Source organism: Streptomyces sp. NPDC051822, assembly GCF_044452745.1.
Classification (GTDB): domain Bacteria; phylum Actinomycetota; class Actinomycetes; order Streptomycetales; family Streptomycetaceae; genus Streptomyces.
The window spans coordinates 643,886-658,675 of record NZ_JBITBZ010000003.1; the positions used below are offsets into that span (position 1 = coordinate 643,886).

Consider the following 14,790-nt stretch of genomic DNA (forward strand, 5'->3'; position numbering starts at 1 on the left):
CGCCGGCGCCCCGAGCCGGCGCCCCGAGCCGGCGCCCCGAGCCGGCGCCCCGAGCCGGCGCCCCGAGCCGGCGCCCCGAGCCGGCGCCCCGAGCCGGCGCCCCGAGCCGACTCGCCCCGGCGGGCCCGGACCGCCGAGCGGTCTTCTCGCATACTTCGGGTTTGACCCCGGCGAGAGCGGCAAGCCGAACTGATAGGCACCGGAAGCAAGGTGACGGACAGCCGGCCCGCGGAACCCACCCAGGAGGCGCTCATGTCGAACCCGACCCGAGCCCTCCTCCGTGTGGCGCCGTGGGCCGCGCCGGTGGGACCGACCCGGCCTCGCCGCCTCGCCCGCCCCTCCGGTGGCCCCTCGGGACCGGGGACGACCCCCGGGACCCACGGGCATCGGCGCGAGCCGCCGTACCCGGGTAACCCCACGCCGGGCATTACCCGCCCGCCCCGTCGCCCGACCAGCCCTCCGGTGACGCCGCCGTCGCGGCCGCCGGAGGCCGCAGTTCCGTCCGAGAACCCCAGTGCCTCGGGCCGGAGCGGAGAGAACCGCACCTACGCTCCCGCCGTGACCCCCGACGCACCGCGCGGACGGGACGGGCAGGAGGGGCTGCGCGGATGGGCCGACGGGCCCGCCGCCGGTGACCGCGGGTGGCCGCCCGGCGACGACGGGAACGCCCGTCGCGGACGGTGGCGTCACCACGCGCCCCCGCGAACGGCCGGTACGCCGCGGGCCTGACTCCGCCCCGTACCGCGCCGGACGGAAGCCCCCACGCTCGACGGGGGCTTCCGCCGTGCCCGCACCGCTCCAGGGCGCCGCACGTCCGCGCCGCGCCCCCGAAGAGATCCGGCCGGGGACGCCCCGTACCGCCCCGCGACGCGCCGAGCGGCCCCGTGGTGCGGGGCCGCTCCTGCCCCGTGATGCAGAGGAGGATCGTCATGAACGAACGCAACGGCGGTACGCCGGAGGACGAGCCGAGGGAGGCACGGCACGGCGGGAAGGCACAAGTGCCGGACGGCGGCACTGGTGCCGGCACCGGCTCCGGCGGGCACGACGGGCGAGGCGAGACGGAGGAGGAGCGCGCGGACCGGCGCTGGCAGGAGCTCCTCCAGGAGATCCGGGTCGCCCAGACCGGCGTCCAGATCCTCCTCGGCTTCCTCCTCACCGTGGTGTTCACCCCGCTCTTCCACGACCTGGAGCAGACCGACAAGACGATCTACCTGGTCACGGTCGTCCTCGGGTCGCTGGCGACGGGCGCGCTGATAGGCCCCGTCTCCATCCACCGGATCGTGTCGGGGCGGCGGGTCAAGCCCCAGGCCGTCGTCTGGGCCTCCCGGCTCACCTTCACCGGCATCCTGCTGCTGCTCGCGACGCTGACGGCCGCCCTGTTCCTCATCCTGAGGGTGGCGACGCACGACCCGTACGTGCCCTGGCTGGTCTCCGGCGTCCTCGCCTGGTACCTGATCTGCTGGTTCGCCCTGCCCCTGTGGGTCCGCACGCACTACGCCGACAGAAGCTGACCGGAGCACGACCAAGACGACGGAGAGGGGCGGCCCGCCGGATGGCGGGCCGCCCCTCTCCGTGCCGGACGAGGTCCGTCGTCCGTCGGATCAGTGCTTGAAGGCGTCCTTCGCCTTCTCCTTCGCGGCACGCGCGTCGCCCTTGGCCTGTTCGGCCCGGCCTTCCGCCTCGAGACGCTCGTCGTCGGTCATCCGGCCCGCCGCCTCCTTGACCTTGCCCTTGGCCTGCTCGCGCTTGGCCTTCATCTTCTGCTCACCGGACACGAGGGATCACTCCTTCTCCGTGCGACACATCTGACAACAGAACGCCTCGCCGGAATCGGTGAGATCAAACCCATGGAAATCCGGCGCTTCACCGCTCAGCCCGCACCGGAGGGGAGGTTCTCCTTGATCTTGGCGATGGCGAAGCCCCACCCCTGCGACACCGTCGGCTTCCCCGGCACGGCCACCTCCGAGGGGTTGGTCAGCACGTCGAGGAGGACGGGGCCGGGAAGGGCGAGCGCCTTGCGCACGGCGTCGTCCAGCTCGCCCGGCGCGGTGACGCGGATGCCGGTCAGCCCGAGCGCCTCGGCCACCGCGGCGAAGTCGGGGTTGTCCAGTACCGTCCCGAACTCGGGAAGCCCGGCCTGCTCCTGCTCCAGCTTGACCATGCCGAGGCGGCGGTTGTCGAAGACGACGAGCTTCACCGGCAACCGCTCGGAGCGGATGGTCATCAGGTCGCCGAGCAGCATGCCGAGTCCGCCGTCGCCGCAGAAGGCCACGACCTGCCGGTCCGGCGCCCACAGCTGCGCCCCGATGGCCTGGGGCATGGCATTGGCCATGGAGCCGAGGTTGTAGGAGCCGATCAGCCGTCGGGTGCCGCGCATCCGCACGAGCCGCGAGAGCCACACGGTGGCCATCCCGGTGTCCGAGGTGAAGATCGCGTCGTCGGCGGCGTGGCGGTCGAGGGCCGCCGCGAGAGCCTCGGGACGGATGTCCGCCTCCCGGTTGTCGAACATGGCCCGCACCCGGCCAAGGAGACGCCTGTCGTGGGCGGGGTCGGCGAGGCCGGCCTGGTCCTTCTGCCAGTCCGCGTACCGCTCGCGGGCCTCGTCGAGGTGGGAGCGCGACGGGACGGGCGCCAGCAGCGGCAGCAGGGCCCGCAGCGTCGCCCCCACGTCCCCGGCGAGCCCGACGTCCACCGGGACGCGGCGCCCGAGGTGCTCCTCGCGGGTGTCGATCTGCACGATCCGGCAGTCCTCCGGATACCAGTCCCGGTACGGGAAGTCCGTCCCGAGCATGATCAGCGTGTCGCAGGAGTCCATGGCGTGGGCCGCGGCCGGATTGCCGATGAGGCCGGTCTGGCCGACCTCGTACGGGTTGTCGTCCTCGAAGCCCTCCTTGCCCTTAAGGGTCAGCACCATCGGCGCCGAGAGCAGTTCGGCGGCGCGCAGCACCTCCTCGCGGGCCTCCCTGGCTCCGCGCCCGACCAGGAGGGTGACCCGCGATCCTTGGGCGATCGCCTCGGCCGCCTCGGCGAGCGCCGGGTCGTCGGGACGCGTGACGGCCGGGCGCGGCAGCGCGAACCGCGTCGGCCGGTCCTCCTCGACCTCCCGGTCGCCGAGGTCGCCGGGGACGGTCAGCACCGCCACGCCCCGCCCGGTCACGGCCGCCCGCACCGCGGACTCCAGCAGCCGGGGCATCTGGGACGGGGAGGTCACGGTGGCCCGGTACACGGCCACGTCCCGGAAGAGGAGGTCGTTGTCGACCTCCTGGAAGTAGTCCCCGCCCACCTCCGACAGCGGCACCTGACCGCAGATCGCCAGGACCGGAGCCCCGCTCTTGGCCGCGTCGTACAGGCCGTTCAGCAGGTGTACCGAGCCCGGTCCCACCGTGCCCATGCAGACGGCCAGTTCTCCGGAGAGCTGGGCGCGCGCTCCGGCGGCGAAGGCCGCCGCCTCCTCGTGGCGGAAGCCGGTCCAGTCGATGCCCTCCGTGGTCCGGATGGCGTCGGTGAGCGGGTTGAGCGCGTCGCCGACCACGCCGAAGACACGGCCGACACCGAGCTCCGCGAGCCCGTCGACGATCACCTGCGCGACGGTACGAGTCATGGGGTGTCCCTCCACTGTGGACGTCGACCGGTTCACCGGAGGGTGAACCGGTCCGGATGAGCTGCCTTCCAGTCGCCTGCCCACGTGTCCGGAACCGATGCGGGCGACAGGAGCAGACCGGGTTCGAGAGGTTCGTACAGCTCGGCGTGGGACCGCACGGCGTCCGGTCCGACCCGGCGCAGCAGCATGCCGGGCCCCAGCTCCCGGGGGCCGTCGGCACCCATGGCGGCCATGAGTGCGAGGGCGCTCCGGACGGTGGCCTCCTGGAAGCGCCGGACCCGCTCCGCCTTGTCCTGGACGTCGAGGGCGCGGGCGCGCCGTGGGTCCTGGGTGGCCACCCCTACGGGACAGGTGTTGGTGTGGCAGCGCTGGGCCTGGATGCACCCGAGGGCGAACATCATGGCCCGGGCGGAGTTGGTGTAGTCGGCGCCCTGGATCAGCCGCTTGACGATGTCGCTCCCGGTGGCGATCTTGCCGGAGGCGCCGATCCGGATCCGGTCGCGCAGCCCCGTGCCGACGAGGGTCCGGTGCACCGTGGTCAGGCCCTCGGTGAGGGGCAGGCCGACGGTGTCCGCGAACTCCAGCGGGGCGGCGCCCGTGCCGCCCTCCGCCCCGTCGACGACGATGAAGTCGGGCGTGAGGTCCTCCTCCAGCATCGCCTTGCAGACGGCGAGGAAGTCGCGGCGCGCACCCACGCACAGCTTGAAGCCGACCGGCTTGCCGCCGGAGAGCTCCCGCATCCGGCCGAGGAAGCGCACCAGTTCCCGGGGGGTCCGGTAGACGCGGTGGTACGGCGGGGAGACCACCGTGCGGCCCTGGGGGACGCCGCGGACGGCGGCGATCTCCCGGCCGACCTTGGAGCCGGGCAGTACGCCCCCGATGCCGGGCTTCGCGCCTTGGCTGATCTTCAGCAGGACGCAGGCGACCTGGTCGAGCGCGGCCTTCTCGGCGAACCGCCGCGCGTCGAAGCCGCCGTCCTCGGCGCGGCAGCCGAAGTACCCGGTCCCGATCTCCCAGACGAGGTCGCCGCCGGCGGCGAGGTGGTGCTCCGATATGCCGCCCTCGCCGGTGTCGTGGGCGAAGCCACCGCGCCGGGCGCCCTCGTTCAGGGCGCGGACCGCCCGGGCCGACAGGGAGCCGAAGCTCATCGCCGACACGTTGAGCAGGGCCATGTCGTAGGGCCGGGCGCAGTCGGGGCCGCCGATCCGGACCCGGGGCGGCTCGTCCGGCACCGGGCGCGGGGCCATGGAGGGGACCAGGTACTCGGTGCCGGCCCGGTCCAGCTCCAGCTCGGTGCCGAAGGGGTCCTCGGCGTCCGTCCCCTTCGCCCGCTCGTACACGATGGACCGGGTGTCCCGGTCGAAGGGCACGCCGTCGACGTTCCCCTCGACGAAGTACTGCTGCACCTCGGGGCGGATCGCCTCCATCGCGAACCGCAGGTGCCCGAGGAGCGGGTAGTTGCGCAGGATCGAGTGGCGCCGCTGGACGACGTCGTACGACGCGACCGCGGCGAGCAGCAGGGCGGGTCCGGCCGCGCACCACCACCACGGGGACACCAGGACGGCCGCGAGGCCGGTGGCGAGCGCGGTGAGAGCGGGGCAGAGCACGAGCAGTGACGTCACCATGGACGGCCGTCTGTCCCGCACCGGCGCGGTCAAGCGCGCGAGGGGAACGGGCGGGGGGAACGTGCGAGGGGAACGGGCGGGGCGGGACCGGTGGGCTCGGGTCCACCAGGTTTAGCGTGCGGGAGTCCGGCGAGACGATGCCCATGAGTGCTTCGGAGAACAGCGAACGGAACCAGTTCCCCTGGACCGGCCCCTACGCCGTCCCGGACTACCCCTTCCTGACGCGGGTGGACGACCCCGACGTGGACGAGAGGTACGAGCCGGCCGCTCACGGAGAGCCGCGCGTCCTGCCCGCGCCGTTCGCCCAGAAGGCCCGCGCGGCCGCGTACGTGGCACGCGGCGCCGGGAGCGACCTGTGGGCCGCCGCGCGTGCCCACCCGACCGTGACGGCCGGTGCCGCCGCCGGCACGGCGGCCGCGCTCGCCCTCGTGTACGGGTGGGGGCGCCGGGCCGGGCGCCTGGCCGCGCGGCGCGACCTCGGCCCGGTGGCCCTCTTCCTCGAACGCCGCGGCTGAGCGGGCCTTCCCGCCCTCGTAGGAGGCCGGTGCGTGTGTAAGCCGTCCCGGTCGTCCCTCTCCTTTCCGTCTACTTCTCGTCACCGTCCTTACGGAGGTTGATCCGCATGGTCCCCCTGCTTCTGGTACTGCTGCTCGCCCTGCTCCTCTTCGGCGCCGGCTTCGCCGTCAAGGCGCTCTGGTGGATCGCCGTCATCGTGCTCGTCGTGTGGCTGCTGGGCTTCGTGGCCCGGCCGAAGGGCGGCACGGGCCGCTGGTACCGCTGGTAGGCGGCCCCGCGGCGCGCGCCCGCCCCTGGCGTGCGCGCGCCGCCCGTCGGCGTGACCGAGCCCGGCACCTCCGTGCGGAGAGTGCCGGGCTCAGCCGTGTGCTCAGGCGCTCAGCACCGAGTCGTCTGCTCGGGCGCTCAGCACCGAGTCGTCCTCGGGGCGCGCGCCCGGCAGGCGATGGCGGGCCGCGATCAGCGCCGCGTCCACGTCACGCGTACCGGTGGAGACGCACAGCGTGTATGCGAGGTCGTCCATGCGCCGCCGTACTTCTTCGCGGCCGTTCTCGGCCTGGAGCACCTTGAGCGTCTCGTACTCCTCGATGAGATTGCGCAGGACCGCGGGATGGGCCATCAGCACGTACTGCTCCCCTCGTCGTCGGGGCGGGGGACCGCCCGGTTCGACGCCCGTGTACCCCGGTCCGGGTGTCGTATGCCCATCGCTTCGGGGCCGGAGAGGACGGGTTCCGGCCGGATGACCCGGCACCGCCCTCCTCTTGTCGATCACGGAGGGGTAGTGTCGTCATGATTGCCGTACGGCAACCATCGCGGCAGCCGGAAGCCCCCGGGGGAGCGGACGTCCGGCGCGCGGCGTGGGCCGCACGGTCCATGTGCGCACGCTTGGTGGGGAACGAGGATGGGGCATGTCTGAGACGACGACCAGGGGCTCCTCCGGCCGGGAGCACCCCGGACCGGCCGCGGTGGTCGAGCCTGGACTCCGTCAGCTGCTGGCCGGGCTCACGGCCGTGCGGGACGGCGATTTCGGTACCCGTCTGCCGGACGAGGCGGACGGGCTCATGGGCGAGATCTCGCAGGTGTTCAACGGGATGGTCGACCAGCTGTCCCTGTTCACCTCCGAGGTGACGCGGGTGGCGCGCGAGGTCGGCACGGAAGGGACGCTCGGCGGGCAGGCCGCCGTGCCCGGCGTCTCCGGCACCTGGGCCGACCTGACCGACTCGGTGAACGCGATGGCCGGCAACCTCACCACCCAGGTCCGTGACATCGCCCATGTGGCGACGGCCGTCGCCAAGGGCGACCTCTCCCAGAAGATCGACGTGGACGCGCGCGGCGAGATCCTGGAGCTGAAGAACACCATCAACACGATGGTCGACCAGCTCTCGGCCTTCGCCGACGAGGTCACGCGCATGGCCCGTGACGTGGGCACCGAGGGCATCCTCGGGGGACAGGCCGACGTGAAGGGCGTCTCCGGTACCTGGCGCGACCTGACCGACTCCGTCAACTCGATGGCGGGGAACCTCACCGCGCAGGTGCGGGCGATCGCCCACGTCGCCACCGCCGTCGCGGGCGGCGACCTGTCGAAGAAGGTCGACGTGGACGCCCGGGGCGAGATCCTGGAGCTCAAGACGACCATCAACACGATGGTCGACCAGCTCTCGGCCTTCGCCGACGAGGTGACCCGCGTGGCCCGCGAGGTCGGCACCGAGGGACGGCTCGGCGGCCAGGCCAGGGTGCCGAACGTGGCCGGCACCTGGCAGGACCTCACCGACAACGTCAACTCCATGGCGAACAACCTGACCGGACAGGTCCGGAACATCGCCCAGGTCACGACCGCCGTCGCCAACGGCGACCTGTCGAAGAAGATCGACGTCGACGCCCGGGGCGAGATCCTGGAGCTCAAGACGACCATCAACACGATGGTCGACCAGCTGTCCTCGTTCGCGGCCGAGGTGACCCGCGTGGCCCGCGAGGTCGGCAGCGAGGGCCGGCTCGGCGGCCAGGCCGAGGTCGAGGGGGTTTCCGGCACCTGGAAGCGGCTGACCGAGAACGTCAACGAGCTGGCGGGCAACCTCACCCGCCAGGTTCGCGCCATCGCCGAGGTCGCGAGCGCCGTCGCCGAGGGCGACCTCACCCGCTCGATCACCGTCGAGGCGTCGGGCGAGGTGGCCGAGCTCAAGGACAACATCAACGCCATGGTCGGCTCGCTGCGCGAGACGACGCGGGCCAACCAGGAGCAGGACTGGCTCAAGTCCAGTCTTGCCCGGATGTCCTCACTGATGCAGGGCCACCGCGACCTGGCCGTCGTCGCCGAACTCGTCATGGACGAGCTGACCCCGCTCGTGGCCGCCCAGTACGGCGCGTTCTACCTCGCGGAGGAGGGCGCCGACGGCGTCGAGCTGGGCCTCGTCGGCTCCTACGGACGCCCCGCGGGCGACGAGGACAGGGTCCGCTTCCGGCTGGGCGAGTCGCTCGTCGGACAGGCCGCCCGCAGCCGCCGCACCATCGCCGCCGAGAACGTGCCCGCCGACTACGTCAGGATCTCCTCGGGTCTCGGCAGCACGTCCCGGGGCAGCCTCGTGGTGCTGCCGGTCGTCGTCGAGGAGCAGGTGCTCGGCGTCATCGAGCTGATGTCCTTCAGCCCCTTCACCTCCGTGCACCGGGACTTCCTGGAACAGCTCATGGAGACCGTCGGCGTCAACCTGAGCACCATCGTCGCCAACGCCCGCACCGACGAACTCCTGGACGAGTCCCAGCGCCTCGCAGGCGAACTCCGCTCGCGCACCGAGGAACTCCAGGTACGGCAGGAGGAACTCCAGCGCTCCAACGCCGAGCTGGAGGAGAAGGCCGCCCTGCTCGCCACGCAGAACCGCGACATCGAGGCCAAGAACCTCCAGATCGAGCAGGCCCGGCAGGAGCTGGAAGACCGCGCCCAGCAGCTCGCCCTGGCCTCCACGTACAAGTCGGAGTTCCTGGCCAACATGAGCCACGAACTGCGCACCCCGCTCAACAGCCTGCTGATCCTGGCCCAGTTGCTGGCCCAGAACTCGCCCCGCAACCTCACGGCCAAGCAGGTCGAGTACGCCGGCATCATCCACTCGGCCGGATCCGACCTGCTCCAGCTGATCAACGACATCCTCGACCTCTCCAAGGTGGAGGCCGGGAAGATGGACCTCAACCCGGAGCGCGTGCCCCTGCGCAGGCTCCTCGACTACGTCGAGGCCACGTTCCGCCCCCTCACCTCGCAGAAGAGCCTCGCCTTCGCGGTCTCCACGGCCGCCGGCGTCCCCGTCGACCTCGTCACCGACGACGCGCGGCTCCGGCAGGTGCTGCGCAACCTGCTGTCGAACGCCGTCAAGTTCACCGAGCACGGCAGCATCGAGCTGCGCATCGAACCGGCCTCGGACGGCGAGTTGCCCGTGACCGTGCACCGCGGCGGCCCCGTCGTCGCCATCCGCGTCACCGACACCGGCATCGGCATCGCCCCCGAGAACCTGGAGGCCATCTTCGGCGCCTTCCAGCAGGCCGACGGGACGACCAACCGCAAGTACGGCGGCACCGGCCTGGGCCTCTCCATCAGCCGCGAGATCGCGCATCTGCTCGGCGGCGCCCTCACCGTCACGAGCGTGCCCGGCGAGGGCAGCACCTTCACCCTCTACCTCCCGGTCACCCGCACCGACTTCACCGAGCAGCCCGACCCCGCCGCCCCGCCGGCGGACCCCTCGGGGGTACTCACCGTCCCGGCCCCGGCCCGAGGCGCCGCGCTCGCGCTGCCCGGGGCCCCGACCGCCAGGCCGACCCGGCGCCTCCTCGTCATCGAGGAGCGTCCGCGCGGGCTCCTCGCCGTCGTCGCCGAGAACGCGGTCACCCAACTGGCCGCCGACGGCGGGCACACGGGCCGGGCGGACATCGAACTGATCGCGGTGGTCGGCCCCCAGGAGGCCGCCTCCGCGCTCGCCACCCAGCCGTTCCACTGCGTCGTGCTCGACGTCGACATGGCGGACGGCGACGCCCTGCGCTTCCTGGACGCCATGGACGGCGACGAGGCGCTGCGCACCGTCCCCGTCCTCGCCCACAACAACCGCCGGCTCCCCGCCGACGAGGAGGGCGCCCTCCAGACCCTCGCCCGCCGACGTCCGCTGGAACTCCTCTCCAGCCTCGACGAGCTGCGCGAGCGGATCGCCCTCCACCTGTCCGCGGAGCAGCCCGGCGACGTCGTGCCCCTGGTGCGCGGCGACCACTGGGCGCCCGCGCCCCAGGCCATCGACCCCACCCTGCGCGGCAGGACCGTCCTCGCCGTCGACGACGACGCCCGCAACCTGTACGCCCTCAGCGGCATCCTGGAGCTGCACGGCATCACCGTGCTGCACGCCGAGAACGGGCGGAAGGGGATCGAGACGCTCCTGGCGAACCCGGCCGTCTCCCTCGTCCTGATGGACGTGATGATGCCGGAGATGGACGGCTACACGGCGACCGCGCGGATCAGGGAGCTGCCGCAGTACGCGGACCTGCCCGTGATCGCCGTCACCGCGAAGGCCATGCCCGGCGACCGGGAGAAGAGCCTCGCTTCCGGGGCCAGCGACTACGTCACCAAGCCCGTCGACGCCGACGAACTCATCGCCTGCGTCCGCCGCTGGCTCGACGGCGGGGCGGCCTCGTGACCGTCCCCGCCCGACCGCCCCGCGCTCCCCGCCCGGCCCCGGAGCGCCGGACCGGCGCACCCCGGCCCCGTCCCCACGGCGGCCCGGGCACTGCCCCGACCGAGGAGTCGCCGACGTGAGCGGCCACCGCTTCCCGGGCGGAGACCCGTCCGCCGGCCTCCCCGAGGCAGGCGCCGCCGCGCCCCCGACCACCGGCACCGCCGTCCCGTACCCCGCCGACGGCGCGCCGGTCGTCCCGTACCCCGCCGACGGCCGGCTGGCCGCCACGGTGGAACGGCTGCGCGGCGAGGTGCGCGCCGCGCAGGCGGCGGCCGAGGGCCGCGCCCTGATCGAACTCGCCAAGGGGGTCATCGTCGAGCGCCTGGGCTGCGGCCCCGCCCAGGCGGCCCGCCAGCTCGCGGAGCTCGCAGACCGGGCCGGAGTGTCCCGGCTGGAGCTGGCCGCGGACATCATCAACCAGGCCGCCAGGGACCGGATGGCCGAGGCTGCGGACGAGTTCGTGAGGACGGCCGTCGGCGAGCCCGCCGCCACCGCCACTACCGCTACCGCCACCGCCACCGACACCTCGGTCGCCGTGCGGCTGCGCACGGCGGAGAGCGCGGCGCTCAGCGCCGGCGACACCCAGTCCGTCGCCGAGTCGCTGCTCCGGCACGCCCTTGAACCCCTGGGCGCCGTCGCCGTGGCGATCTGGACCACCGGCCCCGACACCTCGCTGAGCCTGCGCGGCCATGCCGGCTTCGGCCTCGACGAGGCGGCCCGCTGGCACTACGTGCCGCCGGGGGTGACCACCGCGGCCCGCCAGGCGCTCACCGGGCGCCGCACCGTCCGGTACACCTCCCTGGCGGCCGCGGGCATCCCCTCGATCGGCCGCGCGCGCCATCCCGACGGCGGCCGCGTCGTCGTCCCCGCCGGGACCGGCGGCCGCATCCACGGCGTCCTGGAGATCTGCTGGGCCCGTCCGCTCGACCCCCTGCCACAGGCCGTGGAACGCCAGATCGAGGCCCTCGCCGAGCTCTGTGCCCACACCCTGGAGGCGCTGCCCGAGGCGTCCCCCGGTGGCTCCTCCGGCCCCGGCGGCTTCCCGGTCCCCGGCGGGCACGGGGCACCGGCCCTCGCCGAACTCTCGGACGGGCTCTACGACCCCGCCCTCGTCCTCACCCCCCACCTGGACGAGGCGGGGAAGCTCGTCGACTTCCGCATCCGGCACGCCAACGCGCACTTCCGGGATCCGGCCGGACGGCCCCGCGGCTCCGTCGACGGGGCCCTGCTCCTGGAGGCGTACCCGGCAACGGCGGACGGCAGCGAACTCTTCGATCGGATCGAGCGGGTCTATGCCACGGGGGAGCCGTTTCGGGCCCGCCGGGCCCGGCTCACGGCCCTGGTGGACCAGGTGCCGCTCGCCTCGCTCGCCGACATCAGCATCAGCCGGTACGGCGCGAGCGTCCTGCTCATCTGGCGCGTCGAGGACGAGTCGGCGCGCCTCGCCGGCCTCCTCCAGCACGCCCAGCGCCTCGGCCGGGTCGGCGCCTTCGAGGAGGACGTGGTAGCCGGGGACATCACCTGGCACGGCCAGCTGTACGAGCTCTTCGGACGCATGCCGACGGAGCCGCCGGTCGCCCTCCGCGACCTCGCCGCCCACGCCCACCCCGACGACGCCGACACCATCCGCCGCTTCCTCCAGAGGGTGCTGCACCAGCGGCAGGTGGGCTCCACCGCCTTCCGCATGCTCCGCCACGACGGCGTCACGCGGCACATCCGGGTGACCGCCGAACCCGCCCTGGGCACCGACGGCGGTCTCCAGGCGGTCCGGGGCGCCTACCAGGACATCTCGGCGCAGCACTGGACCGAGGTCGCCCTCACGGCCACCCGCGACCGGCTGGCGGCGACGGAGGAGGAGGCCGAGGAACGCAACCGGCTCACCCTGCAGCTCCAGCACGCCATCATGCCGCCGGCCAAGCCGCCGCTCGACGCGCCGGGACTCGACGTCGCCGTGCGCTACCGTCCCGCCGAGTCCGAGTCCCTGGTCGGCGGTGACTGGTACGACGCGGTCGTGCTGCCGTCCGGGAAGGTGCTCCTGTGCGTCGGGGACGTCGCCGGCCACGGCGTGGAGGCCGCCACCGGCATGGTGGTGCTGCGCAACGCCCTCCGCGGCCTCGCCGTCACGGGCGCGGGCCCGGGTCAGCTGCTGTCCTGGCTCAACAGCGTCGCCCACCACCTCACCGCCCATCTGACGGCCACCGCCGTGTGCGGCATCTACGACCCCGGGAGCCGCACGCTGCGCTGGGCCCGCGCGGGACACCTCCCGCCGGTGCTGGTCCGCGGGGACGAGGCGTTCGACCTGCCGCTCCTGCGCGGGCTGCTGCTGGGGGCCCTCGCGGAGGCGGAGTACGAGGAGTCGGAGCTGCGGCTCGAACCCGGCGACACGCTGCTGATGTACACCGACGGGCTCGTCGAGCGGCGGGACACCGCCGTCCACGATTCCGTCGCCCAGCTGCTCACCGTCGCCCGGCAGCCGTCCGACAGCCTCGAACGCCTGCTGGACCGGCTGCTGGCGCGCAGCAAGTCGGACACGGACGACGACACGTGCGTGGTCGGTGTCCAGGTGTCATGACCCCGTCCGTCCGCCCCGGGACCGGCCCCACCCCCCCCCATGGAAAGCAGGGAACATGTCCGAGCGAGAACCGAACCTGAACGTCGACGTCGAGATCCGCGACGACCGCACGGCGGTGCTGACCGTCGAGGGCGAGCTGGACATGGAGACGGCCGGCCGGCTGCAGGACCTTCTGACGGAACAGTTCGGCCAGGGACGGCGCCGCCTCGTGCTGGACCTGTCCGCCCTCGGCTTCATGGACTCCTCGGGCCTGAACGTCCTGATCAGGGCGGTCAACAAGGCGCGGGAGACCGGCGGCGACCTGTATCTCGCCGCGCCGACCCCGGCCGTGCGCCGCATCCTGGAGATCACCGGCGTGACGACGACGATCCCGCCCCACGACGGCGTAGCGGACGCGCTGGCCGCGGCCGGCGGCGCGAGATAGCGGACGGGTGGCCGGTCCCGTGCACGGGACCGGCCCGGGGAAGAGGAAGAGGAAGAGGAGGACCGTGCACGAGATCGCCGAGCTGGAGCAGGCGCTCCGCCGGGCGGCTCCGCACCGGCTCGTGGAGGTCGTCGAGGACGCCCTGAGGGAGCACTGCGGGGCACTGCGGGTGGAACTCCGCCTGGCCGACTACGCTTTGCGCACGCTCCAGCCCGTCGGGCACGACTCCGGGGCCGATCCGTCGGTGCCGATCCACGGCAGTCCCCAGGGACGCGCCTTCGGCGCCCAGGAGCCGCACGTGGTCCGGGAGTCCGGGGCGCTCCGGGTCCACCTGCCCGTCACCGTCCGCGGGGACCGGCTGGGGGTGCTGACGGCCGAGCTGCCCCCGGAGGCCGACCTCGTGCCGCTGCTGCCGGGGCTCGCCCAGGTCTGCGAGGCGCTCGGCCACGAGATCCTGGTGGCGGAGCGCGACACGGACCTGTACGTCCTGGCGCGGCGTGCGACACGGCTCACGCTCGCCGCGGAGATGCAGTGGCAGCTGCTGCCCGGACGTTCCTGCGCCCGTCCCGAGTTCGCCCTCGCCGCCCATCTGGAGCCCGCCTACGCCATCTTCGGCGACAACTACGACTGGTCGGTCTCGGACGGCCGGCTGACCCTGACGGTCACCAACGGCATGGGGGAGGGCATCGAGGCCGCCCTGCTGACGAACCTCGCGATCAACGCGCTCCGCAACGCCCGCCGGGCCGGCCTCCCGCTGGCGGACCAGGCGGCGCTGGCGGACCAGGCCGTGTACGCCCATTACCGGGGCGAGGCCTTCGTGTCGGTGCTGCTGCTCTGCTTCGACCTGGCCACGGGCGAGGTGGAGGCCGTGGACGCGGGATCGCCCCGTCTGTGGCGGCAGCGGGGGCAGGCGGTGGAGTCCATCGGCTTCGAGGCGCAGCTGCCCCTCGGCATGTTCGAGGACTCCGTGTACGTGCCCGAGCGGTTCGCGGTGCGGCCCGGCGACCGGCTGCTGTTCGGCAGCGACGGCGTGTACGCGGCCGTCTCGCCGGCGGGGGAGAGCTACGGGGACCGGGCGCTGGCCCGCGCGCTGCGAGGGACGCGGCTGCTGCCGCCCACACACGTGCCGCAGGCGGTGCTCCGGGAGCTCGCCGTCCACCACGGCGGCATCCCGCTGGAGGACGACGCCCTGGTCGTCTGCCTCGACTGGCACGGCACCGCGTCAACAGTTGCTGCGTGACAACTGTATCCTTGGGGCAACACCTGGCGGGTGCGCGGAAGTACGCCGTCAAGGACGACCAGAGGTGGCAATGAGGACATGGGGTGTGCGCACGGCCGGAGCCGGCGTCGCG

General features: G+C 73.4%; 11 protein-coding genes. 7 read left to right on the forward strand and 4 right to left on the reverse strand.

Annotation, left to right across the window (positions count from 1 at the left end; genetic code table 11):
* Positions 1 to 929 precede the first annotated feature (929 nt).
* Positions 930 to 1,511, forward strand: coding sequence for a DUF6328 family protein (locus ACIA8N_RS13410; RefSeq protein WP_365787950.1), 582 nt, complete (start codon positions 930 to 932; stop codon positions 1,509 to 1,511).
* Positions 1,512 to 1,601: 90 nt separating this feature from the next.
* Here ACIA8N_RS13410 and ACIA8N_RS13415 read toward each other — a convergent pair whose 3' ends face one another.
* From ACIA8N_RS13415 to ACIA8N_RS13425, 3 genes are all read right to left on the reverse strand, one after another.
* The gene (locus ACIA8N_RS13415; RefSeq protein ID WP_365787633.1) at positions 1,602 to 1,775 is read right to left on the reverse strand and encodes a CsbD family protein; all 174 of its coding nucleotides are present in this window, start codon (positions 1,773 to 1,775) and stop codon (positions 1,602 to 1,604) included.
* Positions 1,776 to 1,870: 95 nt separating this feature from the next.
* Positions 1,871 to 3,601, reverse strand: coding sequence for a thiamine pyrophosphate-dependent enzyme (locus ACIA8N_RS13420; protein ID WP_365787635.1), 1,731 nt, complete (start codon positions 3,599 to 3,601; stop codon positions 1,871 to 1,873).
* A gap of 32 nt (positions 3,602 to 3,633) precedes the next feature.
* Entirely contained in the window at positions 3,634 to 5,226 is a 1,593-nt protein-coding gene (locus tag ACIA8N_RS13425; protein ID WP_365787638.1) for an FMN-binding glutamate synthase family protein, read from the reverse strand.
* Positions 5,227 to 5,369: 143 nt separating this feature from the next.
* Between ACIA8N_RS13425 and ACIA8N_RS13430 the strand changes: the two genes are divergently transcribed.
* On the forward strand, positions 5,370 to 5,741 hold the full coding sequence (locus ACIA8N_RS13430; RefSeq protein ID WP_365787640.1) for a hypothetical protein: 372 nt from the start codon (positions 5,370 to 5,372) through the stop codon (positions 5,739 to 5,741).
* Positions 5,742 to 5,848: 107 nt separating this feature from the next.
* Positions 5,849 to 6,010 carry a hypothetical protein gene (locus ACIA8N_RS13435; RefSeq protein ID WP_030552721.1) on the forward strand — a complete coding sequence of 54 codons (162 nt, stop codon included), beginning with the start codon at positions 5,849 to 5,851 and terminating at the stop codon, positions 6,008 to 6,010.
* Positions 6,011 to 6,112: 102 nt separating this feature from the next.
* Here the strand turns inward: ACIA8N_RS13435 and ACIA8N_RS13440 are convergent, their stop codons facing one another.
* Complete coding sequence (locus ACIA8N_RS13440; protein WP_365787643.1) at positions 6,113 to 6,367, reverse strand: DUF5133 domain-containing protein; 255 nt, start codon at positions 6,365 to 6,367, stop codon at positions 6,113 to 6,115.
* A 283-nt stretch (positions 6,368 to 6,650) separates the two neighbouring features.
* Between ACIA8N_RS13440 and ACIA8N_RS13445 the strand changes: the two genes are divergently transcribed.
* From ACIA8N_RS13445 to ACIA8N_RS13460, 4 genes are all read left to right on the forward strand, one after another.
* Positions 6,651 to 10,403 carry a HAMP domain-containing protein gene (locus ACIA8N_RS13445; protein ID WP_365787645.1) on the forward strand — a complete coding sequence of 1,251 codons (3,753 nt, stop codon included), beginning with the start codon at positions 6,651 to 6,653 and terminating at the stop codon, positions 10,401 to 10,403.
* Positions 10,404 to 10,518: 115 nt separating this feature from the next.
* Entirely contained in the window at positions 10,519 to 13,014 is a 2,496-nt protein-coding gene (locus ACIA8N_RS13450) for a SpoIIE family protein phosphatase (protein WP_365787647.1), read from the forward strand.
* A gap of 55 nt (positions 13,015 to 13,069) precedes the next feature.
* On the forward strand, positions 13,070 to 13,438 hold the full coding sequence (locus tag ACIA8N_RS13455; RefSeq protein ID WP_365787649.1) for an STAS domain-containing protein: 369 nt from the start codon (positions 13,070 to 13,072) through the stop codon (positions 13,436 to 13,438).
* 64 nt (positions 13,439 to 13,502) lie between these two features.
* Positions 13,503 to 14,678: a PP2C family protein-serine/threonine phosphatase gene (locus ACIA8N_RS13460; RefSeq protein ID WP_365787651.1), complete on the forward strand. Its 1,176-nt coding sequence runs from the start codon at positions 13,503 to 13,505 to the stop codon at positions 14,676 to 14,678.
* Positions 14,679 to 14,790 lie beyond the last annotated feature (112 nt).

Bases quoted from the DNA above. Each gene is read 5' to 3' on its own strand.
- ACIA8N_RS13445 (WP_365787645.1), top strand. From the start codon at position 6,651: ATGTCTGAGACGACGACCAGGGGCTCCTCCGGCCGGGAGCACCCCGGA.
- ACIA8N_RS13430 (WP_365787640.1), top strand. From the start codon at position 5,370: ATGAGTGCTTCGGAGAACAGCGAACGGAACCAGTTCCCCTGGACCGGC.
- ACIA8N_RS13420 (WP_365787635.1), bottom strand. From the start codon at position 3,601: ATGACTCGTACCGTCGCGCAGGTGATCGTCGACGGGCTCGCGGAGCTC.
- ACIA8N_RS13435 (WP_030552721.1), top strand. From the start codon at position 5,849: ATGGTCCCCCTGCTTCTGGTACTGCTGCTCGCCCTGCTCCTCTTCGGC.
- ACIA8N_RS13425 (WP_365787638.1), bottom strand. From the start codon at position 5,226: ATGGTGACGTCACTGCTCGTGCTCTGCCCCGCTCTCACCGCGCTCGCC.
- ACIA8N_RS13455 (WP_365787649.1), top strand. From the start codon at position 13,070: ATGTCCGAGCGAGAACCGAACCTGAACGTCGACGTCGAGATCCGCGAC.
- ACIA8N_RS13410 (WP_365787950.1), top strand. From the start codon at position 930: ATGAACGAACGCAACGGCGGTACGCCGGAGGACGAGCCGAGGGAGGCA.